A 23,654-nucleotide genomic window follows, 5' to 3' on the forward strand; every position below is an offset into this window, starting at 1 on the left:
CGTTGCCGCTTGATGCCGGCTCAGGTCGGCTCGAGCCGATCGAAGCTGCGAGCCACGCGGATTCATTTAACCCTCGAGGAACACCGGGTGTCCGCACCGAACTTGATTCCCCACATCCGCGGTGCGCTTGGCAGTTTGCGGCCCGCCGAACGCAAGGTCGCCGACATGGTGCTGAGCGACGTCGACTTCGCGATGCGTGCGAGCATCACCGAACTCGCGCAGCGTGCCGAGGTGTCCGAGCCTTCCGTCACGCGTTTTTGCCGCGCGATCGGCGCACATGGGCTGCGCGACTTCAAGATGCGGCTGGCGCAAAGCGTGGCGGGCGGCATGCCGTACGCATCCACGGCGGTGGCGCGCGACGACGACGTGCAGACCCTGATGGACAAGGTCGGCGAGGCGGCGATCGACGGCATTACGCATGCGCGCGGTGCGCTCGACCCGGCGGTGGTCGAGAGCGCGATCGCGGCGTTGTCGAGTGCGGGGCGGGTGTTTTTCTTCGGCGTGGGTTCGGGCTCGGGGCTGGTCGCGCAAGATGCGGCGTTACGTTTCCTGCGCATCGACATTGCGTCGAGCGCCTTTACGGATGGTCATTTGCAGCGGCTTTACGCCGGCCTGCTGGAGCCGGGCGACGTGGCCTTCGCGATTTCGCATTCGGGACGCAGCGTCGAAGTCAACGAGAGCATCCAGATCGCCAAGGAGCGCGGCGCGACCACGATCGCGTTGACCAATGTCGGCTCGCGGCTCGCGTGGCTAGTCGATATTCCGCTGCTGCTGCGCGTGCCTAGTCCGATCGATCCGAACACGCCGGGCGTGTCGCGGCTCGTGCATCTGTGCATCATGGACGCGCTCGCGATCGGCGTCGCGCTGAAAGCCGGTCCCAAGACGCTCGAAAAGATGCGGCATGCCAAGGCCAGGTTGGCCTCGCACGAGCCCGAGCGGACGGGAGACTGATCCGCCCGCGCTCTGCCGCATGCGCTTAGGCGAGGCTCTCGCCCGTCGACGCTATCCAGCCAAATCTTCGCGATAACCGCAAGGTCGCGGCGCGCAGTGTCTGCGCCGGTGTGCCCGCGGGGTCGCTCGCGAAACTGCCGCTCGGGCCCATCGACGCGAGCACGAGGCAAATGCTGCCGGTATGGTCGAACACCGGTGCAGCCAGGGTGTCGATGCCGGGCACGGGCCGGCTCAAGGCCGTATCGATGCCATCCGTGCGGATTTGCGCGAGTCGATGTGCGTAAGCGGTGCTGGCGGGCGCGAACTCCGGCGCCGTGTCCGCACCGCTTGCAAGGGCCACGGTTCGCGATGCCGCCTGCGCAGTCGAAGCATCCCCGGCCAGCCGCAGGTGATCCTGCACGAGCAGACCCGCTAGCACATCATCCGCGACATGTGCGGCGAATACGCGGCCAATCGCCGTATTCACGAGCGACATCACCGAGCCGACCCGCAAGCTCACATGCAGCGGCCGCGCCGATTCCTCCAGACGCACGACGGTCGGACCGAGCGGCCCCAGCACCGCCATCGCGACGCTCATTCCGGTCGATGCGGCCAATTCGACCACTTCGGGCTCCGCCTCTCGCGTCGGCGACAGGCGCTGCAGGCCGATCAAGCCCAATTCGAGAGCGAGCGGTCCGGCTTCGAAACAACCCGCCGCATCGCGGTCGAGCAAGCCGATTTTCAGCAGACTCACCAGATGCGGAAACGCCTTGGCCGGCGGCATGCCGGCCAGCGCCGCCAGATCGCGCAAGCTCAACGGTCGCGCGGCCGAAACCAGCGCGCTCAGCAAGTCGCCGGTGCTGTCCAGTGACTGGATGCCGCGCTGCGGTTTCGCATCGGCAGAGGAATGGGAAGGGTCGGGAGAGTCGGTCACGTTGGGAAAGAAGCTGTGATGGAACGCGCTGCCGCAAGTTGCGCGCCGATGTCGTGCGTCGCGGCGAGCAGCGCGCGGGCAACCGCGCCGTCGGCGGCGACGTCGATCGCGCCGGTCGAGCCGATCACCGTCAACGCAAGCGCCAGGCGGCCGTCGCCATCCAGCACCGGCGCGCTCAAACTGCTGATGCCCGGACTCGGCGCATCCACGCTGGACTCCAGACCACGCGCGCGAATCCGGTTCAACGCCGCTTCGAAGGCGGCGCTTTGCGCGGGCGGCGTCATGGCGCCAGGAGCAGCGCCCGCCTGATTGGCCCACATCGCGGCCAGCGCGTCGGCCGGCAAGAACGCGCAAAACACGCGTCCCGTCGACGTCGCCGGCAGCGACATCACCGTGCCCACATGCAAGTTGACGTGCAGCGGAAACCCGCCGTGTTCATAGCGAACGATGGTCGGCCCTTGCGGCCCGGCGATACAGATCGCGACGCTAAAGCCAATGGCTTCGGCCAGCGCGGCGACGCGCGGCACGGCGGCGCGAAACGCCGGCTGGTTTTCGAGTCGCAGCAAACCGAGCCGCAACGACAGCGGCCCGGGCTCATAGCGGCCGGAGAGTTCGTCGCGTTTGATGAGACCCAGGCGGCTCAAGCTGACCAGATAGGCGTGCGCCTGACCCGGGGCGATCTGCGCGGCGGCGGCAAGGTCGGACAAGGCCAGCGGCGCGCGCGCCCGGGCGAGCGCCAGCAACACCCGGCCGCCCACTTCGACGCTTTGAATGCCGCGCTGCGTCTTGCCGCCGTCCGCCGTTTCGTCGCCTCGCGCGCCTTTGCCCGCGGCCGGTTTCGCTGCTTTGCTCACACTCGCGTTCTCGTCTCTGAAAAGGGTCATGTTAGCCGAACAACCCCTTCGAATGGCCGCGCCATCCTGCTTCAGGCATGGGCCTCGTGAAATTTGCATATAACGATACATTTCGCTATTGACAAATAAACTGGCGCGGCCATAAGATGCATTCACCCCGACACACCGGTGCAGTCATAGAGTCAAAACGGGGCGAGACAGTTCTTTCATGCCGTCGGCGCACGCAGCCGGCCGTCTCGCCTCACGTCCAACCATTGAGGGAGATGAGCATGGCAAAGGCATTCGCATCCCAGGCCGACCTGGAAGTCAAGAAAGTCACGTGGACCCAGCTGTCCGAGAATGCCTACGCGTACACCGCCGAAGGCGATCCGAACTCGGGCGTGATCATCGGCGACGACGGCGTACTGATCGTCGACACCACCGCCACGCCGGCCATGGCGCAAGACCTCATCGCGAAGATTCGCAGCGTCACGGACAAGCCGATCAAATACGTCGTGCTGTCGCACTACCACGCGGTGCGCGTGCTCGGCGCGTCGGCGTACTTCGCGGAAGGCGCGCAGCAGGTGATCGCGAGCCGCGGCACGTACGAGATGATCGTCGAGCGCGGCGAGGCCGACATGAAATCGGAAATCGAGCGCTTCCCGCGTCTGTTTGCCGGCGTCGAAACCGTGCCGGGCCTCACGTGGCCGACTCTGGTATTCGAAAAAGAAATTACGCTATTCCTCGGCAAGCTCGAAGTGCGCATCGCGCATCTTGGGGCGGGTCATACGAAGGGCGACACGGTGGTGTGGCTGCCGTCGCAGAAGGTGCTGTTCTCCGGCGACCTGGTCGAATACGACGCGGCCTGCTATTGCGGCGACGCGCAGCTCGCACAATGGCCGGCCACGCTCGAAGCACTGCGCGCGCTGGGGGCCGACAAGCTGGTGCCCGGCCGCGGACCCGCATTGACCACACCTGAAGACGTCAACAAGGGTCTCGACTACACCAGGGACTTCGTCACCACGCTGCTCGAACAGGGCCGCGAAGCCGTCGCGCAGAAGCTCGATCTGAAGGCCGCGATGGCGCTCACGCGTAAGGCGATGGACCCCAAATTCGGCCACGTGTTCATCTACGAGCATTGTCTGCCGTTCGATGTCTCACGCGCATTCGACGAAGCGAGCGGCATCACGCATCCGCGCATCTGGACCGCGCAACGCGACAAGGACATGTGGGACGCGCTGCAAGCCTGATCGCAATCGAAGCGTAGCGATGCAGCGCACAGAGATGGACGGAGACACGAGATGAGCATCAACTACCAGACGCTGTCGTTCGAATACCAGCCGTGCCGCGAACAGAGCGAACACCCGGACGCGCGGCAGGCGGTCCATCCAGTGATCGTGGTGGGCGCGGGGCCGGTCGGCCTTGCCACCGCGATCGACGTCGCGCAACAGGGCGTGCCGGTCGTGCTGGTCGATGACGATTGTTCGTTGTCCACAGGATCGCGGGCGATCTGTTTTTCGAAGCGCACACTCGACATCTTCGACCGCCTGGGCTGCGGTCAGAAGATGGTGGACAAGGGCATCAGCTGGAATGTCGGCAAGGTGTTCCTGAAAGACGAGCTGGTGTACACGTTCAATCTGCAACCGGAGGCCGGTCATCGTCGGCCTGCGTTCATCAATCTGCAGCAGTACTACGTCGAAGGCTTTCTGCTCGAACGCGCGCAGGAGATGCCGAATCTCGAGATCCGCTGGCAAAGCAAAGTGGTCGGCGTAGAGCAGAACGGCACACCCGGCACTTGCGAGGCCGGCGTGACCCTGACGGTCGAAACGCCCAACGGGCAGTACCCGTTGCGCGGCCGTTACGTGGTCGCTGCCGACGGCTCGCGCAGTCCGGTGCGCAAGCTGATGGGACTCGACAGCAAGGGCGTGACCTTCAAGGACCGCTTCCTGATCGCCGACGTGAAAATGGAAGCGGACTTTCCGACCGAGCGCTGGTTCTGGTTCGATCCGCCGTTCCATCCGAATCAATCGGTGTTGCTGCATCGTCAGCCGGACAATGTGTGGCGGATCGATTTCCAGCTCGGATGGGACGCCGATCCCGTCCTGGAGAAAACGCCCGAGCGCGTGATTCCGCGTGTGCGCGCATTGCTCGGCGCGGACGCGAAGTTCGAACTGGAATGGGTCAGCGTCTATACGTTCTCGTGTTTGCGCATGGAGCGCTTTCGGCACGGCAACGTGCTGTTCGCGGGCGACTCTGCGCATGGCGTGTCGCCGTTCGGCGCGCGCGGCGCGAACAGCGGCGTGCAGGACGCGGAAAACCTCGCATGGAAGCTGGCGATGGTGCTCGAAGGAAAGGCCTCCGATGCTTTGCTCGACACGTATGCCAGCGAACGTGAATTCGCCGCCGACGAGAACATCCGCAACTCCACCCGCTCCACCGATTTCATTACGCCGAAAAGTCCGGTGAGCCGCGTGTTCCGCGATGCGGTGCTGAAGCTCTCGCGGCATCATCCGTTCGCGCGTCAGTTGACCAATAGCGGGCGGCTCTCGGTGCCGGCGGTGCTGCACGATTCCCCGCTGAACACGGCGGACGGGGACCGTTTCGACGGCGCGATGGTGCCGGGCGCGTCGTGCGCCGATGCACCCGTGCAGGTGGACGGCCAGGCGGGGTGGTTGTTGCAGCAGCTCGGGCAGCAGTTCACCGGCGTGCTGTTCTGCGGCGAGCAAGATATCGATCCGGCGACGCGCGCCGCGTTGGACGCACTGCGTGAGCGGCCGATTCCGTTCAGGCTCGTCGTCGTGACACGCGGCGATGTGCGGCCCGCGCCGTGGCCGGGCGTGCGTGTGGTCCACGACGCCGAGGGTTTGGCGAACGCACGCTATGACGCTACGCACGGCACGTTCTACCTGATTCGGCCGGACCAGCATGTGTGCGGGCGTTGGCGCAAAGTGGACTCGAACGCTATCGAGCAGGCGTTCAAGCGCGCGCTGTGCGTAGCAGGCACGGCCTGAGCGCGCAAGCTCGCGGGTGCGCGCATAAGCGCACAAGCGCCGCAACCGTATGACTGCATGAGCGCATCAGCGTACGAGTCAAAAAGCAGGAGACAGACATGGCATTGAACACCCAACCGAATCTCGAGCGCCCCGACGATTTCTATGAGGCGCTGATCGACATGCATCGCGATCTGAACGACGCGCAGAGCCAATCAGCGAATGCGCAATTGATCCTGCTGCTTGCCAACCATATCGGCGACTACGCGACGCTGATCGAGGCCATGCAGTACGCGCGCGAAGGTGTGGCCGATGCTCCGGTCCCGAATCAGCCCGAACATCCGCTGGCCGCCTAAGCCGGTGTAAAGAGGCAAGCAGCAAGCAGAACGCGCGCGGCCGCGATGCCGCGCCACTCACAACGGCCACGCGGCGCATCGCTGCGCGCGCGTGCCGTCTCGGCACAACACCCAAGCGGCGCATCAAGACGCCGGACCTACCGGGTCCGTTGGACCCTCACGTTTGGAGAAAACCGATGAGCCAATCTTTCGCCCCCGCGCTGGAGCCGGATGCGTCCGGCACCACTTACGACGACCCGCTGTATCGCAAGGTGACGCTGCGAATCGTTCCGTTTCTGTTCCTGTGCTACGTCGTGTCGTTTCTGGATCGCATCAACATCGGCTTCGCGCAATTGCAGATGAAGCACGACCTCGGTTTCAGCGACGCAATGTATGGTCTCGGCGCGGGGGTCTTCTACATCGGGTATGTGCTGTGCGAAGTGCCGAGCAATCTTCTGCTCGCGCGTTTCGGCGCGCGCCGGACTTTCACGCGGATCATGCTGCTGTGGGGCATCGCCTCGGTCGGCATGATGATGGTCTCCACGCCGACGCACTTCTACGTGATGCGCTTCATGCTCGGCGTGTTTGAAGCAGGCTTCTTTCCCGGCATCGTGCTGTACCTGACCTACTGGTATCCCGCGCGGCGGCGCGCGGCCGTGCTGTCGATCTTCTTTGCGGGCGTCGCGGTGGCGGGCGTGCTGGGCGGCCTGGTGTCCGGCTGGATCATGCGGGACATGGCTGGCGTGCTGGGACTGTTCGGCTGGCAGTGGATGTTCGTGATCGAAGGCGCGCCCGCGATCGTGCTGGGTCTGCTCGCCGCCTTCTATCTGGTGGATGGCCCTCAGCACGCGAACTGGCTGAGCGCGGCGGAGAAGGCGCGGCTGATCGCGCAGCGCGACGACGAGCGCCGTCACGCCTCGCACGCAGACGCGCATTCGTCGCGCTCGCTGATGCAGGCGTTGCGCAACCCGCGCGTCTACCTGTTCGCGTTCATCTACTTTGCGCTGACCTGTGCGTCGTTGACGCTGAATTTCTGGATGCCGCTGATGATTCGCGACTTCGGCGTGCACGACATGCTGGCGATCAGCCTGTACACCGTGATCCCGAATGCGGTCGGGGCAGTGGGGCTGATTTTGATTGCACGTCATTCGGACCGGCGCGGCGAGCGTCGGCGTCACTTTGCCGCTTGCACGATCGGCGGCGGCGTGGCGCTCTCGCTGTTGACGCTGCATCTGAGCAGCTTTCCTGCGATGCTCGCCATCCTCTCGCTCGCCGCGGTGCTGATCTTCGCCGCGCTGCCGATCTTCTGGACGGTGCCGTCCAGCTATCTGTCCGGCACGGCTGCTGCTGCCGGCATTGCGTTGATCAGCAGCATCGGCATTACCAGCGGGATCGTCAGTCCGTGGGTGATCGGTCTGATCAAGACGCACACCGGCAGCATGGACAATGCGCTGTATCTGCTCACCATGTTGCTGATTGTGAGCGGCGTGGCATTGCTGCTCGGCGTGCCGAAAGAGCAGAAAGCCGGCTGACGATGCCGGCGCGCTGCGGATGTCCGTGGGTCGAGTCGCGAGGACCCGTTTGCGTGGCGCGCCGGGCGTGGTCTGCAATGATATTTCCGCGGCACACGTGCGGCGATGAGCGAGTCGGTCCACGCAACTGAACCGCTGCTACAGCCGCTGAAAACGCAAGACGGATCGACCATCGGGAGAAAGATGCGGGTATGCGATTGCCGCTTTGAAACGCAACTAACGGCCAGTCCCGCAAACCGTCCCCGGGTATGATGGCGCGAAGCCACAATCACCCCTCCAGTCCAACCGTTTTGCAGAACTTCAGGTCAGTCGCACCCGCCCATGCCGCCAACCACCCTCGATACCGCACCGAACCCCGCATCCACCGAAACGGCGCAGCGCCTGCCGACCCTCACGCTCGCCGCCGCTCTGTCGCTGGGCAGCGCCATTGCGCTAGGACTCGCGCGCTTCGCCTACGCACTGCTGTTGCCGTCGATGAAGCTCGACCTCGGCTGGAGCTTCGCTCAAGCCGGTGCGATGAACACGGCCAATGCCCTTGGCTATCTACTCGGAGCGCTGGCGTTCCCGCGACTCGCGCGCCGCTGGTCGGCCGGCGCATTGTTCTGCGGCGGTTGTGCGGCCACCGCGCTGCTAATGGCCGGCAGCGGACTGATCGCCGACACCGATTCGCTGCTGACGTTGCGCATGATCACCGGCGTCAGCAGCGCGGCGATCTTCATCAGTGGCGGCGTGCTCGCCGCTCGCCTCGCGTCGGCCCGACCGCACGACGCGGGGCTCGTCCTCGGCTTGTACTACGGCGGCACGGGATGGGGCATCGTGGCGTCCTCGGTGCTGGTGCCGCTGAGTATCGTCAACGCCGCGCACGGCTGGCAATTTGCGTGGTTCGCACTGGCGGCCGCATGCGCAGTGTTCGCGACGGTGGCGATCGGCGCGGCGCGCAGAATCGAAAGCGTGCACGCGAGCGTCGCAGCGGCGGGGCGCGGGCCGGGCCTCGTAGCGGGGCTGCATTGGCCGCGTTTCGGCGCGGCGCTGGCGGGCTATGGCTTGTTCGGGGTCGGCTATATCGGCTATATGACGTTCATCGTCGCGCTGCTGCGCAATGCAGGGATGAGCGCGACGGTCGTAACGTGCTTTTATCTGCTGCTCGGCGTGGCGACCGTGGTGTCGGCGCGTGTGTGGTCCGGGCTGCTCGACCGGATGCGCGGCGGTCAGGCGCTCGCGGTGCTCAATGCGTTGCTGGCCCTCGCGACGGTGCTGCCCGCACTGTTCGCGCAACCGTGGGTGGCGTTCGTGTCGGGGCTGCTGTTCGGCGCGACGTTTTTGTCGGCGGTCGCGTCGACCACGGCGTTCGTGCGCCATAACCTGCCGGCGAGTCACTGGGCCAAAGGCATCAGCGCTTTCACGATCGTATTCGCGTTTGGACAGATCGTTGGGCCGATGGTGATCGGCTGGGTGTCGGACGGCGCCGGTCTTGCGCGAGGCCTGGTTTATTCCGCGTTGCTGCTTGCGGCCGGCGCCGTGCTGGCCGCCTGGCAGAAGCCGCTGCGGGTAGCATGACTCGACGAACGAGCGCGGGCGCGCGATAGCATCAACGGCCCCGCTCGTACTACGTTCTTTAGCTGCCGATGTCCTGATCGATCCTCCGCGTTTTTGTATCGCAATGTATCCACGTCGTCAGTCGGTACATAACGTTGCATTGCTCCTGATTGCGGACACAAGCCCGATACGTCCGCGACGTCTAATACCTCCAGGCCAGACCCACTGGTTTTGCAGAACAGGAACGCAAACAGATGTTTGCGGCAATCCATTCTCTCGAGGTGAAAATCATGAAGGTCGTTCAATCGCTTGTCGTCGCCACGCTAGTCGCCATTCCCGTTTTGTCGTTCGCGCAGTCCAACCAGCCGCTTAACCGTGCCGATGTCCGCGCGCAACTGGTCGAGCTGGAGCGCGCCGGCTACAACCCCGCCAGCGATCAGGCTCAATATCCGAAGAACATCGATGCGGCGCAGGCACGTCTGAATGCGCAACAGAGCCTGTCCGCGTCGTCGTACGGTGGTACGGCGGCGGGCACTTCGGCATCGACTTCGCGCGACACGCAGTCGGATGTCATCGGTCTTGGCGCGGTCTACGCGAAGCCATAAGCAGGGATACGTTCAACGGCCGCGCTGCAGTCATCGCGGCACGTCACGTTGGGCTTCACGATTAAAAGCCCGCTTTCTATAGTTAGAACTGCGTCAAAAGGAGAATAGCCATGCCGGACCCGATCAATATGCGCCGTCGCCGTCTGCTGGGGACCACCGTTGCCGGTATCAGCCTGCTGGAGCTGGGCCTGAGCGGACTCGCTCACGCGCAGTCCAATGCCGCGACGGGCAGTACGAAGGGGGCAGCTGTCGCGGCGTTCGGGCCGATTCGCCAGATCAACGCCGGCACGCTGAATGTCGGCTACGCAGAGGCGGGCCCGCATCACGGGCCGGTCGTCATTCTGCTGCACGGCTGGCCTTACGACATTCACAGCTTCGCGGAAGTGACGCCGCTGCTGGTGGCCGCGGGCTACCGCGTGATCGTGCCGTATCTGCGCGGCTATGGTTCGACGCGTTTTCTCTCCGCCGATACGCCGCGCAATGCTCAGCAAGCGGTGGTCGCGGTGGACATCATCGCGCTGATGGACGCACTGAAAATCGACAAGGCGGTGCTGGGCGGGTTCGACTGGGGTGCGCGCACGGTCAACATCATCGCGGCGCTGTGGCCTGAGCGATGCAAGGCAATGGTGTCGGTGAGCGGCTACCTGATCGGCAGTCAGGCAGCGAACCATGCGCCGTTGCCGCCGAAGGCGGAGCTGGCGTGGTGGTATCAGTTCTACTTCGCCACGGAGCGCGGCTATGCGGGCTATGAAGCGAACCGGCACGACTTCAACAAGCTGATCTGGCAAACGGCCTCGCCGAAATGGCAGTTCGACGATGCGACGTTCGAGCGCTCGGCACAATCGTTCGACAATCCCGACCATGTGGCCGTGGTGATTCACAACTACCGGTGGCGCCTGGGGCTGGCCCAGGGCGAGCCGCAATACGATGAACTGGAAAAGCGCCTGGCGACGGCGCCGACGATCGGCGTGCCGACCATCACAATGGAAGGCGATGCAAACGGCGCGGCGCATCCGGAGCCGGCCGCCTATGCGAAGAAATTCACGGGCAGGTATCAGCACCGCAACCTTGACGGCGGCATTGGACACAACTTGCCGCAGGAAGCGCCGAAGGCCTTCGCCGACGCGATCATCGATGTCACGCGCCTGTAGTTAGTCGCGCCGGCGTCGACACCACGGCGTGGTCAATCGCCGGCGCGCGGTGTCGTGAGATTGGCGCGAAAAGAATCGCGATGAGTGGAGGTCTCGCTCATCGCGATTTTTTTGCGCGCCGCACTGGAGCAGCGCGCCACTGCTTTTAGACGACCGTGATCACAACGTCGATATTGCCGCGCGTCGCTTTCGAGTAGGGGCAGGTCTGGTGCGCCATCTCGGCCAGCGCCTCTGTGACTTCGCGATTGGCACCCGGCAGATTGACGTTCAGACGCGCCCGCAGAAAATAGGCGTCACCGCTCATCGCGAGATCGATCTCCGCATCGACGGACGTGTCATGCGGCAGCGCGACTTCCATCTTCCTGGCAGCGAGCCCCATCGCGCCGATGAAGCAGGCCGACCAGCCCGCAGCCAGCATTTGCTCCGGATTCGTACCGCCGGCGGCACTGGCGGGCGGCGAGAGTTTCACGTCGAGCCGGCCATCGGAGCTGCGCGACGCTCCATCGCGGCCGCCGGTGGTGTGAGTCTTGCCGGTGTACAACACTTTATCGAGTCCGGTCAGCACGCATCGCCTGGGGCCCGTCCCGACATCACAGCAAAGAGCCAGCATCAATCCTTTTGGGCGAGCAAAGCCTGAATCGCGGCTTCCGTTTGCGCATAGTCGCCTTCGCCGAAGTGCGTGTAAGCCACCTTGCCTTTCTTGTCGAGCAGATAAAACGCCGGCCAGTACTGGTTGTTGTAAGCGCTCCACGTCGCGTACTGGTTGTCCTGCGCCACGGGATAAGTGATACCGAAGCGCTTGATCGCGGTCTTGACGTTGTCGGTATCGCGCTCGAACGGATATTCGGGCGTGTGCACCCCGATCACCGCCAGGCCTCGATCCTTGTATTTCTGATTCCACGTCTTCACGTACGGCAGCGTATTGATGCAATTAATACAGGTGTATGTCCAGAAGTCGACCAGTACAACCTTGCCTCGTAATTGCGCAAGCGTGATCGGATCGCTGTTCAGCCATGTTGAAATACCGGTGAATTCCGGGGCGGGCGGCCCGTCCTTCAACGGTGCGCCGAGAGCGGCGGTGCCTGTAGCCGCCCCGGCGGCAAAAGTTACGGCTATAGCGAGTGTCTTGAGTGGGGAGAGCATGTCAAGTCCTTCGGTTGGCTGGTATGGCCTATTGGAACGCCCGTGCGTATCCGGCATATGTCGGCAATGGCGTGCGCTTGCAATGTTTTGTGTCTGCGGCAGGCCGGGATACACTGCGACACAATTCGCCGTACAAGCCAGGCTATAAAGCAGCCATGCCGTGACAATGGTGCATGCGCGGGACGATTCGCCGCTTCATACGAGCCGGGCGCGAATGAAAGATCACGAGAGACAACGCCAAGATGGACACTACCGATCACGTACTGATCGTCGACGACGACCGCGGCATTCGCGAATTGCTCGCCGGCTACCTCGAGAAGAACGGCATCCGCGTTTCGCTCGCCGCCAACGGCCGTCAGATGCGCGCCGCGTTGGACCAGGGCGCGCCCGATCTGATCGTGCTGGATCTGATGCTGCCTGACGAAGACGGACTGGTGTTGTGCCGCGAATTGCGTGCCGGCAAATTCCGCGCGGTGCCCATCCTCATGCTCACGGCCCGCGATGAAGAAGCGGACCGGATTCTCGGCCTGGAAATGGGCGCCGACGACTATCTGACCAAACCGTTTGCCGCGCGCGAATTGCTCGCGAGGATTCGCTCGGTGCTGCGCCGCGCGCGCATGCTGCCGCCGGGCATGCAGGTGACGGAATCTGTGCAAATGCTGGAATTCGGCGATTGGCGGCTCGACACCACCGCGCGCCATCTGCTGGACGCGGAGGGCACGATGGTCGCGCTGAGCGGCGCCGAGTACCGTTTGCTGCGCGTGTTTTTGGATCATCCGCAGCGGGTGCTGACGCGCGATCAATTGCTCAACCTGACCCAGGGGCGCCAGGCGGATCAGTTCGACCGCTCCATCGACCTGATGGTGAGCCGCCTGCGCCAGCGCTTGCGCGATGTCGCGCGCGAGCCGCGCTACATCAAGACGCTGCGCAGCGAGGGCTATGTGTTTTCCGCCGCCGTGAACGCCGTGGGGGACCCGCAATGAACGCGCGCGCGTGGCTGCATTGGCCGCGCTCGTTGTTCGCGCGCCTCGCGGTGATTCTGTTCGTAGGACTCGCACTGGCGCAGACGCTATCGTTCTGGCTCACGATGACCGAGCGCGACCAGACGATGACGCACGTCATGATGGGCTATATAGAACGCGAGGTCGCGAGTTCGGTAGCACTGCTCGATCACTTGCCGGCCGACGAGCGCGCGCAGTGGCTGCCGCGTCTCGCGCGGCGCAGCTATGAGTTCATTCTTGGGCCGGGCGTTGCCGGCGCGCCGGTCGATGCAGGTCTGTCGGCGCGCGTGGCGCAATCCATCGGCGACGGCATCGGCACGCGCTATCCGTTGACGGTGAACGCAGTCCCTGGCGAGCGCGAACGCCTGCAGGTTCATCTGCGATTGAGCGACGGCACGCCGCTGACCATCGACCTGCGGCCGATGTCGGGTGCGCCGCTGTCGCGCTGGCTGCCGCTCGTGCTGCTGCTGCAACTGATCGTGCTCGCCGGCTGCTGCTGGCTGGCGGTGCGGCTCGCGACGCGTCCGCTGCATCAGCTGGCAGTGGCGGCCGATGCGCTGGGTCCTGACCTGAAGGCGAACCGGCTGCCTGAAGGCGGACCGTCGGAAGTCGCGCGCGCGGCGCGTGCCTTCAATGCGATGCAGGACCGCATCGCCACCTATATGACCGAGCGCATGCAGATCCTGGCGGCGATTTCGCACGACTTGCAAACGCCGATCACGCGCATGCGCTTGCGCATCGACGTGATGGACGACGAGCCGCAAGCTGTCAAGCTCAGACAGGATCTGCACGAGATGCAGGCGCTGGTCAAAGAGGGCGTGACGTACGCGCGCACGATGCACGGCACCACCGAGATGCCATGCCGGATCGACCCCGACGCGCTGTTCGACAGCCTCGTTTGCGACTACGTCGACGCGGGCCAGCCCGTGTCCCTGCATGGCCGCTTCGGCACGTCGCTGACGACGCGCCCGCAGGCGTTGCGCCGCATCGTGGGTAACCTCGTCGACAACGCGTTGAAGTTCGGCGGGTCGGCGCAGATCAGCATCGCCGAGCTGCACGACGGACAGACCACGGTGAGCGTGTTCGACCGCGGCCCCGGCATACCGGATGAGTCGCTCGAAGCAGTGTTCGAGCCGTTCGCGCGGCTGGAAACATCGCGCAATCGCCACACGGGCGGAACGGGGCTGGGTCTCGCTATCGCACGGCAACTCGCGCTTGCAATGGACGCAACGCTGACGCTGCATAACCGGGTGAGTGGCGGGCTTGAAGCCAGGTTGACGCTTAGAAACCTGAGTTAGAGAACGCCTCGACTTCCTGCCGCTCGCCATGCGGCGCGACCGCATCGCGCCTGCTGCGCCATCTTCTGGCTCAGCCTCGACTTCGTTGACGCGTCTTGCGCTTGCTTCGTTCATTCGCCTGCGGCGCCGCGAACATCGGCATACGCTGCTCGATCCATTTGAGCAATTCGAGCGGACCGGGCGCGAGCGGCCTGTCGGCTTTGACCCGTACGCGTGCCTGCGCGCCTTCGAACAGCGGATGCGCGATCGGCACTATAGTCAGTTCGCCGCTCGCCAGTTCACGGTATGCGGCGATCTCGCCGATCAGCGTCATGAAGTTGCCTGCAGTGACGACCCGTTTCAACGTGCCGAGTCGTTGCGCCGGGTCGCTATCCGAGTTTACTTAGGAAAACAGCTATGCCGGACGAGATCAATATGCGGTGAAAGGCACGCGCAGAGAAGGTTATTGCACTTGCCCTTCGCTACGGTGAGAACTGCAAGCCGCCGAGGCCTTGGTCCGCTCAACCTCTTTTAATCGGCGTTTTGATCGGACTCTGTACTGCGACATTGCGATACACGTCGCGACAAAACTGCATGCCGTTGCCATGCGCGCCGTTGACCGCCGACGTGATGTGCACAGTTCCTTCCACAGGTCGAGGCGAATTGGGATTGACGAGCGCGGCGTCGATCGCAAACGGATCGGTTGGCGGCGCGCGCATGATGCCGATGCCTTTGATCGTCACAGTAAAGCCGGGGTCCGGCACGCGGGGACCGTGGCTCGCCGCGACGTCGAAATTGACGTTGAGCGTCCAGAAACCCTCGTGAATATCCTGATCAATGATGATGGCCTTCACCACGTCCTGGTGCGACAGTGTGTACTCGGTGTTTGCCATAATCCCTCCTTCCTCGTGCGCGCGGCGCACGTGTGCAGAAATGGCATTTTGCGGACTGGTGAACTAGTTTTACGCGCTATTTTGCGCAGTGCAAGCAGAAACGCGCGTCTGCCAACGGGTAGCGCCAAGCCTGCGTGAACCGGTGCAGACATGCGAAAGGCGACGCCGCAAACGTGGGCATCGCCTTTCATCCAGCCGTTGATCGAACTACATCGCAATAGAGGGACCGTCGCATCGACGGCATGCGCCTGCGGCGCGTGGGTTAGTGAAAGATCAGATAAAGGATGACGAGTACGATCAACGGTACGCCAAGCAACCAGCCGAGTAGGTAAGGCATGATGTGACCTCCTTTCGTATCGAAGTTTGAATACGATGGTGATTCAGCATGCACCGTGCCCGACCTGACTCAAGTGACGCCGCAAGATGTGGGTGAGGCAGGCAGCGGGCCGCACGACGCATCGCTAACCGTTATCGGCAAAGCACGGATACAAGGTCATCCCGCCGTCGACGAACAAGGTCGTGCCGACCACGTAGTCGCTTTCATCCGAAGCGAGCCAAACGGCGGCCTTGCCGATGTCCTCCACGTCGCCCACGCGGCCATATGGAATCAACAGCAATAGTTTGGCGAGCGCGTCGGGCGTGTCCCACGCGCTCTCATTGATCGGCGTGCGGATCGCACCGGGCGCTATGGAGTTCACACGAATGCGCTCGGGCGCGACTTCCTGCGCGAGCGATTTCATGAACATTTGGATGCCGCCCTTCGAAGCCGCGTAATTGACGTGTCCAGCCCACGGAATCACTTCGTGAACGGAGCTCATACAAATGATCTTGCCCAACGCTTTGGACCCGGGGCTGGGTCCGCGTCGGCGGAATTCCTTGACGGCTGCCTGGCTCGTCAGGAACTGGCCAGTCAGATTGGTCGACAGCACGGTTTGCCAATCGTGCAGCGTCATTTCCGCGAACGCGCTGTCTTTCTGCAAGCCCGCATTCGCCACCACGATATCGACACTGCCGAAACGCGCACGGCACGCAGCGAACATCGCGTCGACCTGTGCGGGATCGGACACGTCCGCTCGATGCGCGAACGCTGCGCCGCCCGCTTGCTCGATATCGCTGGCGAGCTGCTCGGCTCCTTCGGAATGCGAATGATAATTCAGCACCACGGCCGCGCCCGCTTGCGCCAGCGATCTTGCGACGCCATGGCCAATGCCCGAATTGGCGCCAGTGATCAACGCGACCTGGTTGGCGAGTAACTTTTCCATTGGATGCTCCGGCGTGACAGGGTGCGTCGGGGGTCCTAATGCGACGGCGCCGCCGGCTCCCATGCGGCGCATTGCATGGGGGCCGGCGGCTGCACTGAGTTGAGCCTGGCTAGCGATCGGCTCGCGCTGGCTAGATGACGCCGGCGATGAGCAGCACGATCACCACGATCAGGACAACGCCGAGCCCGCCGGTTGGACCGTAGCCCCAAGCGCGGCTGTGCGGCCAGGTCGGAAATGCGCCGATGAGCAGAAGAACCAGCACGATCAGAAGAATAGTTCCCAACATATTGATGACCTCCGTCTGGTTGACAAGGATCTGCTTCCAACCACGCCGCTTGTGGCGGCATCGCGCTGAAAGCAGTACCGCTGACTCTATCAAGCAAACGGCATGCCTGGCGCGCGGTGTCGAATGCGCAAGCGCTCGAACCCGTCGTCCATCCCGCTCACGCAGACAGGCGGCGCGCCGTGCCGAAACGCGATACCACGAAGTCCGCGATAAAAGCGATCGCAAGCGCCGCGGCTTCATGCGCTTCGTGCGTAGGCGTCGAAGTTTTGTATCGGTCGATATACAACGGCATTAGATATCGACTGATACAGCAAGCAACAGGGACATCGGCACCTATCCCGCGCGCCGCTCAGAGCGCCTGGCGGGGGGCGGGAGCGGCTGCGAGGGCGGCTGTGCGTCCACGTCCGCGTCGGTTTCCATCGGGCCGACTCGCACCGGCGGCACGAACCAGGCAAGGCACAGCCCGAGCAGCGCGGCGCCGCCCGCGACGAGAATGCCGATATGAATCGACTGCACGAGCGCTTCGCGCGCCGAGTGCATCATCGCGTCGCCCGCGTGGCCGGTGCTTACCAGACGATTGATCAGTGCGGCCTGTTCGGCGCGGTCCACGAGCAGTTCGGGACTCGCGAACGATTTGAACCACTGCGTCGCCTGGTACGAATCGAGCGAGCGATGCACGCCGCGCGAGTAGAGGTGGCCGAGCAGCGCGCCGGTCATCACCGTGCCGAGCATGCCGCCGAACGTGCGCAGCGATTGCAGCAATGCCGTGGCCGCGCCGACGTTGCCGTGTGCGGCGATCTGCTGCGAGCACACGGTCAGGCTGGTGGCGACCAGACCGAGTCCGAGGCCGCTTATGCCCATGCACGACATCCAGACCAGATGCGGTTCCGTGCCCCGCAGCACCACCACACCGAGACAGGCGAGCGCGCACAGCGCAAAGCCCGCGTACATGATCGCGTTCGCGCGCCGGATGCGCGTGACGATGCGATTGTTCAGCACGCTGCCAACGGTCGTGCCGAGCAGCAGCGGCGTGATCAGCATGCCCGAGTCGTGTGCCGACATCGCGTAGCCGCCCTGAAACAGCAGCGGCACATAGAACACCAGCGAAAAGAGCGCGAAACCGCCCAGCACCGACATGGCGAACAGCGCGCATAGCTTGCGGTCAAGCAGCATATCGACTGGCACGATCGGATCGCCGACACGCCGCTCCCACAGCCAGAGGATCGACGTGCAAGTTGCCGTGAGGATGGCCAGCGCGATGGTCGTGCCGTCGACGCCGCGCCTCGGAAGTTCTTCGATCAACACCTGCACCGCGCCGAACGTGACCGCCAGCACGAGCGCGCCGAGCCAGTCGAGCCGCACCGGACCCTTGCGCCGCAGCTCGCGCAGCGGCGGCAAATAGCGCAGCACGAATAGCAGCGACACCACACCGATGGGCACGTTGACGAAGAACACCAGCCGCCAGCCGCCGTATTGCGTCAAGAGGCCGCCGAGCGTCGGGCCCACCATGTTGGCCAAGCCGAACGACGATGTGACGAACACCAGCCAGCGCAGCCGCAGCTTCGGATTCGGAAACAGGTCGGCGACGGTGGCGAAGACCGTGCCGATCAGAATGCCGCCGCCGATGCCCTGCAGACCGCGCGCAATCACCAGCGCGAGCATGCTGCCGGCAAGCCCGCACAATACCGACGCACCGCTGAACAGCAGGATGGCCGCGATCAAAAACGGCTTGCGGCCGAACAGGTCACCCAGGCGCCCGAAGATCGGAATCGTGATGACGGAGGCGAGCATGTACGCGGTCGCCACCCACGCATACAGATCGAAGCCCCGCAGATCGGCGACGATGCGCGGCAACGCGGTGCCGACGATGGTTTGATCCAGCGCCACCAGCATCGCGACGAAGGCGATGCCGAGCATCGCCAGCAGCGATTCGCGGAACGGCAGCCGTTGGCCCCTGGGCGCGGGGGAATGAAGCGCGGTGAACCGGGCGGGCATGACAGGACGGTGGTCAGTTCGAGTGATCGGGCTGATCGGCGAGCGGCGCGGCCGCGCTCACTGGCGGCCCGCCTGGTGTGCGCCGAGTGCGGCGCCCAACTCCTCGTCGGTGAGCGCCGGGAAGATGCGCATCGTCAGCAGGTCGCCCCATGCGAGCGATAGTGCCGCGAGTTTGCTGGTGTCGTCCGTCTCGATGATCGACACGCCTCGCAGTCCGCCGATGGCGTGCCATCGTCCTAGCAACTGAACGCCGTCTGGCAACGGGGCGCCGGATTTCATGAAGCGTTCGATTACCGCATTTTCCGCGGTGGGCAGACCTTTCCATTGCACGATGAATTTCATGGCGTGTCTCCAGCATGGATCGGCGATGCCGGCTCGTGGCGTGCCGCAATCTCGCCGGTGTTGCGCGGCGCGTCGACTGCCGGGTGCCGCGAGCAACTGCTACGCCATCGGGCTGTCCGGATAGCGAGGTATCGCGTGGGCTGCTGCCGGACCGCACGCAAGAAACCACGTGGCGTCATAAGCATCATAGGTGAGCGCGACGAGGGCAGCGTCGCCGCGAGCGGACATTGACCAGGTAATGGCACCGGCACCCTGGGCACATGTATGTGATCGGGTACCGGCGTTTTTAATTGCGGACCTCTCGCACGTCCTACAAATAGGTGCCTTTGATGCGGCCTTCGAAGATTGCGGTGTTGATGTCCCAATCGTCGACGTGGGCCGTCGAGCCGTTGTCCACGGTGACGACTACCGAACGGCCGCCGCGCAGCGTCTTCATCTGTTCTGCGGTGAGCGTGACTTCGTCGTGGGGGCTATGCGCGCGACGGGGCAAATCTTTGATAACGACAGTGGCTTTCATGGCGATACTCCTTGAAATGGTCGGGCGAGCAGGGTGCGATGCTCAGCCGTATTTCTGCAAGGCCTATGCCATTGCGGGCGCGGCTCGCGCCGCAACTGCGCCGGTTTCGGCAACGCGAGGCCAGACAAGGATGTGCGCCGCACACGGGTGCGGCACGGCGCGCGCTCGATGCGAAGCCACGCCGGTCTGTTGGCTGGGTCCCGACGCATCGCGCTCAAATGGTTGGATCGCCACGCAGCTTCTGACGACGCAAACGCAAACGCAAACGGCACGCGTGGATCACGCGTGCCGCTGCCATGACCAACCCGATGCGGTGCTAGCCGCGTTGCCGATTGCGCGGCATGGCCGCCTTGGCAATCGCATGATGTGCGGTGGGAAAGCCGGGCGGATATTCGACGATGCGCGTCGAGGCCGGCACCAGAGGCGCGGCGCTGGTAGAGCGCACACCGACGCGCGCCCCGCCGACGATCGCGGCCATCGCCTCGCGGTCGAGTTCCACGCTGTCGGCCAGGTCCTTGATGATGAGCTTTGCCATGGCGGCTCCAGAAATGAAGTCGGGCGGCCGGCCATCGTCATGGTCCGGCCGCCGCTCGAGTGTGTCGTTTTGCATTCGGTGGTCTCGTCGCACTATGAGTATAGGAAATCCGCTTGCGGGTTGCGCGGCTCGCGTAGCCGCGATGACCTGGCGCCAGTCGGGTACCCCGTTCCCGCGCTGCTGCCGGTTGTCACACCGCCGCGTTGTTGGTGCCCTTGAGGACCGGGCTTACGTCCAGATGCAGCGGCGGCAGAACGTTGGCGCCGATCATGCCGTTGCCGTTGAGCGCGGAGACGCTCACGTACTGCATCTGGTTCAACTCCTGGTTGATGTTCACATTGACGTTGACGTTGGCGAGAGCGCCGAGGCCGGTCGCCGATTGAAGGCTGGGCACACTGCTGCCGGTGCCGCCGACCACCGCGCACATCGCGCGGCGGTCGAGTTCGCGGGCGCTGGGCAGATCGCGAATCATGAGGGATGACATGGTGATTCTCCAAAGTTGCGCGAGAGATGGGCGTGGTCGGCGCGAGGCGAAGCGCTCCGCGAATACGGACGCTTCGCCTCGTCGCAGGTTACGCGTGGATGTTGTTGCTGGACTGGACGTACGGATCGACCGTCGAGGTGATGCCGGCCGCGAACGCAACGTTGTTGCCGTTGGCGTTTTGCAGGTTCAGTTCGTTGCTGATCAGTTGCGTCGCATCGATCTTCTTGCTGTTGTTCGGCGCATAGACCGGGCTGAAGCTGTAGTACGAGACCGACGGGCCGGAGCCGCCGCGCACGGCGCTCATGGCCTTGCTGTCGAGTTCTTCGGTAATGGACAGGTCTTTGATGGTCAGCGTCTTCATGGTAAGTCTCTTGGAAAGAATGATCGCGGTCCTGCGACTGGGTTCGAGCAATTTGTCTGCTCGGGTGTCACTAACGCACGGGCTGTGCCAGTTTTATTCAAGATTCCTGATAAAGTTGACGAATCCCCACTGCGTAAGGCCTGCGGCTTGCATCGAGCGAGCGGAGAGAACGCGGCGGCATGCGGGGTCGCTCGAAAAGCGGTGGCGCCGGTCCGACACCCGGCCGTTTGCTGTCGGATGCCGTGCGACACCGGCAGGCGGCGCCCGCCCGGCGCGGCACGGGCCGATCCTGGTTTGCGAAAGCGCGGGCCGGGGACTAGTATCGAAGCGGCACATGTAACCGGTTACGACAGGTTTTCTATCAGCCCGCGTGGCTTCGGTCGCATGCGATCCGGCCCAACGGCAGCGGCGGCGCTTCGCACAAATGGCTAGCCTTGCGCGTGTGATTCACGACTATCAGACCGGCGAGCTGTCCCGTGACGAGTTCGTCGCTCGACTCGACAGCACGTTGACGACCGGAGGGCTCGGTCCCACGCAGCTGCTGGAGATGCTCGGCGCGGCGCATCGTCACGCGCCGTTGCCCGAGGATCTATACGTGGAAGTGCGGCGGCGTATCGAGCAGTTGCGCGTGTCGAACGTCGCGGCGGGGGGCGACGAAACGGGCATTCAGACATCGGTGGAGATTCCGTCGGCGCGTCCAGCGAGTGGGGGCGCTGCGAGCAGCGGGAGCCATCCGGGCGACGCACGCAATACCGCCAACGCACCGGGTGCCATGGCGCACGACCCGATCAAAGGCACCGGCGACACGCTGAACAACCGTTTCGTGCTAGAGGAATGTCTCGGCGTCGGCGGTATGGGCACCGTGTACAAGGCACTCGATCTGCGCAAGCTCGAAGCATCGGATCGCAAGCCGTATCTCGCGATCAAGGTGCTCAACGTCCAGTTTCGCGGCAATCCCAATTCGCTCGTCGCATTGCAGCGCGAAGCGCGCAAGGCGCAGGTGCTCGCGCACCGCAACATCATCACGGTGTACGACTTCGACCGCGACGGACCGATCGTCTATCTGACCATGGAGTATCTGAGCGGCAAGCCGCTCAGCCAGTTGCTGCGCACGCCGGGCTATCAGGGCATGCCGGTGCGTGCGGCGCTGCCGATCGTGCGCGGCATGTGCGCGGCGCTCGCTTATGCGCACGAGCGCGGCTTCGTCCATTGCGACTTCAAGCCCGCCAACGTGTTTCTGACCACCAGCGCCGAAGTCAAGGTGATCGACTTCGGCATTGCGCGCGTGTTTCAGCGGCCCGAGGAAGAGAGCGACGCGACGGTGTTCGATCCGGGGAGCCTTGGCGCGTTGACGCCTGCCTATGCAAGCCCGGAGATGATCGAGCATCGCGAGCCGGACCCGCGCGACGATATCTATGCGCTCGGCTGCATCACCTACGAGTTGCTGACCGGCCACCATCCTTTCGATCGGCTCTCGGCGACCCAGGCCCGCAACGCCGACTTCAAGTTACAGCGGCCCCCCAACCTCGATTCGCGACAATGGCGCGCGTTGCGCGCGGCGTTGTCGTTCGATCGCAACGTGCGCATGCCGAGCGTGGTGCGCTTTCTCGCGGAGTTCGACAACGAAGCCCGCGCGGAGAAGTCGGGCGCGCTGGCGAAGGCGGGGCTGGCCAGTTTGGCCGTGGTGTGCGCGGCGGCGGTCGGCGTGTTCGCGTTGCGCTCGGGGCCGGGGCGGCAGGGCACTCTGCCGACGGATATGGCGGCGTCGCGGGCGCTGGCGGATCGGGCGACTCGGGCGAGCGTCGCGGCGGATGCGGGTTCGGCGGTGGCCGTTACGCCAGGCGTTGCGCCGACCGTGGCGGCATCCGTTGCGCCAGGGGTTGCGCCAACCTCGGCGGCCTCCGTGACTCAAGGCTCAGCGCCTGCCGAGACGAGCGCGACAGCGGCTGCGAGCTCGCCGCCGACCGCGCTCGCCACATCGCCCACTCCGTCAGCGCCCACGCCATTAGCGCCCGCGCCCAAGCCCGCGCTGAGCCTCGCCGCGATTGCGCCCATGTTGGCGCAAGTGCCATGCTCCGCACTATCGGCCAACGTGCAGGACCACGCGCTAACGGTGCGGGGTTTCATTTCACAGCGCTATGGCGCGGCGCATCTGAAGGACACGTTGGCGTCGTTGCCCGGCGTCGATACGCTGACGCTCGAAGCCCAGCCGCTCGCCGACGACAAATGCGAGGTGGTCAAGACGCTCGCGCCGTACTGGATTCGCAACTGGCAAGCGGGGCGTACTGCGGCTGTGCATGTGCGGCCGGCCGGCGGTCAGTTGCGCGAGGGCGAGCCGCTGGTGGTGGACGTGACTACGCCGGGCTTCGACTCGTATGTGAATGTCGACTACTATCAGCTCGATGGCAGCGTCGTGCATATGGTGCCGAGCCCGCGCGCGAAGGACAATCAGGCGCCGCCGCACTACACGGCCACGATCGGCAGCGCTGGCGACTGGATCATTTCGAAGCCGTTCGGCGCGGAGATGGTAGTCCTGCTGATTACGCCGGCGCCGCTATTCGACAAGCCGCGTCCGGAAGCCGAACCGCGCGCTGATTATCTGCGTGCGCTCGATACGCGGCTCACTCAAATTGGCGGTAAATACGGCCAGGATCGCACGGTCGCCGACTTCGCACCCATCACGACCAAGCCTCGCACGCCCTGAGCGCCGTG

General features: G+C 64.3%; 24 protein-coding genes and 1 pseudogene. 11 read left to right on the top strand and 14 right to left on the bottom strand.

From position 1 onward, the window contains the following. The first annotated feature begins 87 nt into the window (after nucleotides 1–87). Entirely contained in the window at nucleotides 88–951 is an 864-nt protein-coding gene (locus ABQJ48_RS09685; RefSeq protein ID WP_367837632.1) for a MurR/RpiR family transcriptional regulator, read from the top strand. Between the two features lie 25 nt (nucleotides 952–976). On the opposite strand, the gene ABQJ48_RS09690 is transcribed toward ABQJ48_RS09685, so the two are convergent. Further along, nucleotides 977–1,864 carry an IclR family transcriptional regulator gene (locus tag ABQJ48_RS09690; RefSeq protein WP_367837634.1) on the bottom strand — a complete coding sequence of 296 codons (888 nt, stop codon included), beginning with the start codon at nucleotides 1,862–1,864 and terminating at the stop codon, nucleotides 977–979. Further along, nucleotides 1,861–2,748: an IclR family transcriptional regulator gene (locus ABQJ48_RS09695; RefSeq protein WP_367837636.1), complete on the bottom strand. Its 888-nt coding sequence runs from the start codon at nucleotides 2,746–2,748 to the stop codon at nucleotides 1,861–1,863. Before ABQJ48_RS09695 ends, ABQJ48_RS09690 begins: the two co-directional genes overlap by 4 nt. Before the next feature lie 239 nt (nucleotides 2,749–2,987). Between ABQJ48_RS09695 and ABQJ48_RS09700 the strand changes: the two genes are divergently transcribed. The 7 genes from ABQJ48_RS09700 (at nucleotide 2,988) to ABQJ48_RS09730 (ending at nucleotide 10,846) form a co-directional block, all read left to right on the top strand. Continuing rightward, on the top strand, nucleotides 2,988–3,947 hold the full coding sequence (locus tag ABQJ48_RS09700) for an MBL fold metallo-hydrolase (RefSeq protein WP_367837638.1): 960 nt from the start codon (nucleotides 2,988–2,990) through the stop codon (nucleotides 3,945–3,947). Between the two features lie 51 nt (nucleotides 3,948–3,998). Continuing rightward, entirely contained in the window at nucleotides 3,999–5,708 is a 1,710-nt protein-coding gene (locus tag ABQJ48_RS09705; RefSeq protein WP_367837640.1) for an FAD-dependent oxidoreductase, read from the top strand. Between the two features lie 98 nt (nucleotides 5,709–5,806). Next, complete coding sequence (locus ABQJ48_RS09710) at nucleotides 5,807–6,043, top strand: DUF2783 domain-containing protein (protein ID WP_367837641.1); 237 nt, start codon at nucleotides 5,807–5,809, stop codon at nucleotides 6,041–6,043. A gap of 176 nt (nucleotides 6,044–6,219) precedes the next feature. After that, a complete protein-coding gene (locus ABQJ48_RS09715; RefSeq protein WP_367837642.1) occupies nucleotides 6,220–7,554 on the top strand; it encodes an MFS transporter in 1,335 nt (444 codons plus the stop codon). 321 nt (nucleotides 7,555–7,875) lie between these two features. Further along, nucleotides 7,876–9,111, top strand: coding sequence for a YbfB/YjiJ family MFS transporter (locus ABQJ48_RS09720; RefSeq protein WP_367837644.1), 1,236 nt, complete (start codon nucleotides 7,876–7,878; stop codon nucleotides 9,109–9,111). Between the two features lie 269 nt (nucleotides 9,112–9,380). Next, nucleotides 9,381–9,695: a DUF4148 domain-containing protein gene (locus tag ABQJ48_RS09725; RefSeq protein WP_367837645.1), complete on the top strand. Its 315-nt coding sequence runs from the start codon at nucleotides 9,381–9,383 to the stop codon at nucleotides 9,693–9,695. Between the two features lie 110 nt (nucleotides 9,696–9,805). After that, entirely contained in the window at nucleotides 9,806–10,846 is a 1,041-nt protein-coding gene (locus ABQJ48_RS09730; protein ID WP_367837647.1) for an alpha/beta fold hydrolase, read from the top strand. A gap of 145 nt (nucleotides 10,847–10,991) precedes the next feature. Here the strand turns inward: ABQJ48_RS09730 and ABQJ48_RS09735 are convergent, their stop codons facing one another. After that, nucleotides 10,992–11,408: an organic hydroperoxide resistance protein gene (locus ABQJ48_RS09735; RefSeq protein ID WP_367837875.1), complete on the bottom strand. Its 417-nt coding sequence runs from the start codon at nucleotides 11,406–11,408 to the stop codon at nucleotides 10,992–10,994. A gap of 47 nt (nucleotides 11,409–11,455) precedes the next feature. Then, nucleotides 11,456–11,989: a thioredoxin family protein gene (locus ABQJ48_RS09740; RefSeq protein WP_367837649.1), complete on the bottom strand. Its 534-nt coding sequence runs from the start codon at nucleotides 11,987–11,989 to the stop codon at nucleotides 11,456–11,458. A 242-nt stretch (nucleotides 11,990–12,231) separates the two neighbouring features. Between ABQJ48_RS09740 and ABQJ48_RS09745 the strand changes: the two genes are divergently transcribed. Next, nucleotides 12,232–12,972 (top strand): response regulator, encoded by a 741-nt coding sequence (locus tag ABQJ48_RS09745; RefSeq protein WP_367837651.1) that lies wholly within the window; start codon nucleotides 12,232–12,234, stop codon nucleotides 12,970–12,972. Further along, nucleotides 12,969–14,288, top strand: a complete 1,320-nt coding sequence (locus ABQJ48_RS09750) for an ATP-binding protein (protein WP_367837653.1) — start codon at nucleotides 12,969–12,971, stop codon at nucleotides 14,286–14,288. Before ABQJ48_RS09745 ends, ABQJ48_RS09750 begins: the two co-directional genes overlap by 4 nt. Before the next feature lie 70 nt (nucleotides 14,289–14,358). Here ABQJ48_RS09750 and ABQJ48_RS09755 read toward each other — a convergent pair. From ABQJ48_RS09755 to ABQJ48_RS09800, 10 genes and pseudogenes are all read right to left on the bottom strand, one after another. Continuing rightward, nucleotides 14,359–14,640 (bottom strand): annotated as a pseudogene (locus tag ABQJ48_RS09755) (LysR family transcriptional regulator); the annotation flags it as partial. 148 nt (nucleotides 14,641–14,788) lie between these two features. Next, entirely contained in the window at nucleotides 14,789–15,160 is a 372-nt protein-coding gene (locus ABQJ48_RS09760) for a hypothetical protein (RefSeq protein WP_367837655.1), read from the bottom strand. A gap of 461 nt (nucleotides 15,161–15,621) precedes the next feature. Further along, nucleotides 15,622–16,422, bottom strand: a complete 801-nt coding sequence (locus ABQJ48_RS09765; RefSeq protein ID WP_367837656.1) for an SDR family oxidoreductase — start codon at nucleotides 16,420–16,422, stop codon at nucleotides 15,622–15,624. 130 nt (nucleotides 16,423–16,552) lie between these two features. Then, the gene (locus ABQJ48_RS09770) at nucleotides 16,553–16,708 is read right to left on the bottom strand and encodes a DUF3309 family protein (RefSeq protein WP_367837658.1); all 156 of its coding nucleotides are present in this window, start codon (nucleotides 16,706–16,708) and stop codon (nucleotides 16,553–16,555) included. Nucleotides 16,709–17,041: 333 nt separating this feature from the next. Then, the gene (locus ABQJ48_RS09775) at nucleotides 17,042–18,703 is read right to left on the bottom strand and encodes an MFS transporter (protein ID WP_367837660.1); all 1,662 of its coding nucleotides are present in this window, start codon (nucleotides 18,701–18,703) and stop codon (nucleotides 17,042–17,044) included. Between the two features lie 57 nt (nucleotides 18,704–18,760). Next, nucleotides 18,761–19,045, bottom strand: a complete 285-nt coding sequence (locus ABQJ48_RS09780) for a DUF3303 domain-containing protein (RefSeq protein WP_367837661.1) — start codon at nucleotides 19,043–19,045, stop codon at nucleotides 18,761–18,763. A 310-nt stretch (nucleotides 19,046–19,355) separates the two neighbouring features. Then, nucleotides 19,356–19,562: a hypothetical protein gene (locus ABQJ48_RS09785; RefSeq protein WP_367837662.1), complete on the bottom strand. Its 207-nt coding sequence runs from the start codon at nucleotides 19,560–19,562 to the stop codon at nucleotides 19,356–19,358. A 316-nt stretch (nucleotides 19,563–19,878) separates the two neighbouring features. Beyond that, a complete protein-coding gene (locus ABQJ48_RS09790; protein WP_367837663.1) occupies nucleotides 19,879–20,097 on the bottom strand; it encodes a hypothetical protein in 219 nt (72 codons plus the stop codon). A gap of 190 nt (nucleotides 20,098–20,287) precedes the next feature. After that, a complete protein-coding gene (locus ABQJ48_RS09795) occupies nucleotides 20,288–20,581 on the bottom strand; it encodes a hypothetical protein (RefSeq protein ID WP_367837664.1) in 294 nt (97 codons plus the stop codon). A gap of 88 nt (nucleotides 20,582–20,669) precedes the next feature. After that, nucleotides 20,670–20,942, bottom strand: a complete 273-nt coding sequence (locus ABQJ48_RS09800; protein WP_367837666.1) for a hypothetical protein — start codon at nucleotides 20,940–20,942, stop codon at nucleotides 20,670–20,672. A 424-nt stretch (nucleotides 20,943–21,366) separates the two neighbouring features. Between ABQJ48_RS09800 and ABQJ48_RS09805 the strand changes: the two genes are divergently transcribed. Then, nucleotides 21,367–23,646: a serine/threonine-protein kinase gene (locus tag ABQJ48_RS09805; RefSeq protein WP_367837667.1), complete on the top strand. Its 2,280-nt coding sequence runs from the start codon at nucleotides 21,367–21,369 to the stop codon at nucleotides 23,644–23,646. Nucleotides 23,647–23,654: the final 8 nt, after the last annotated feature.

Source organism: Paraburkholderia suaedae (assembly GCF_040812055.1).
Classification (GTDB): domain Bacteria; phylum Pseudomonadota; class Gammaproteobacteria; order Burkholderiales; family Burkholderiaceae; genus Paraburkholderia.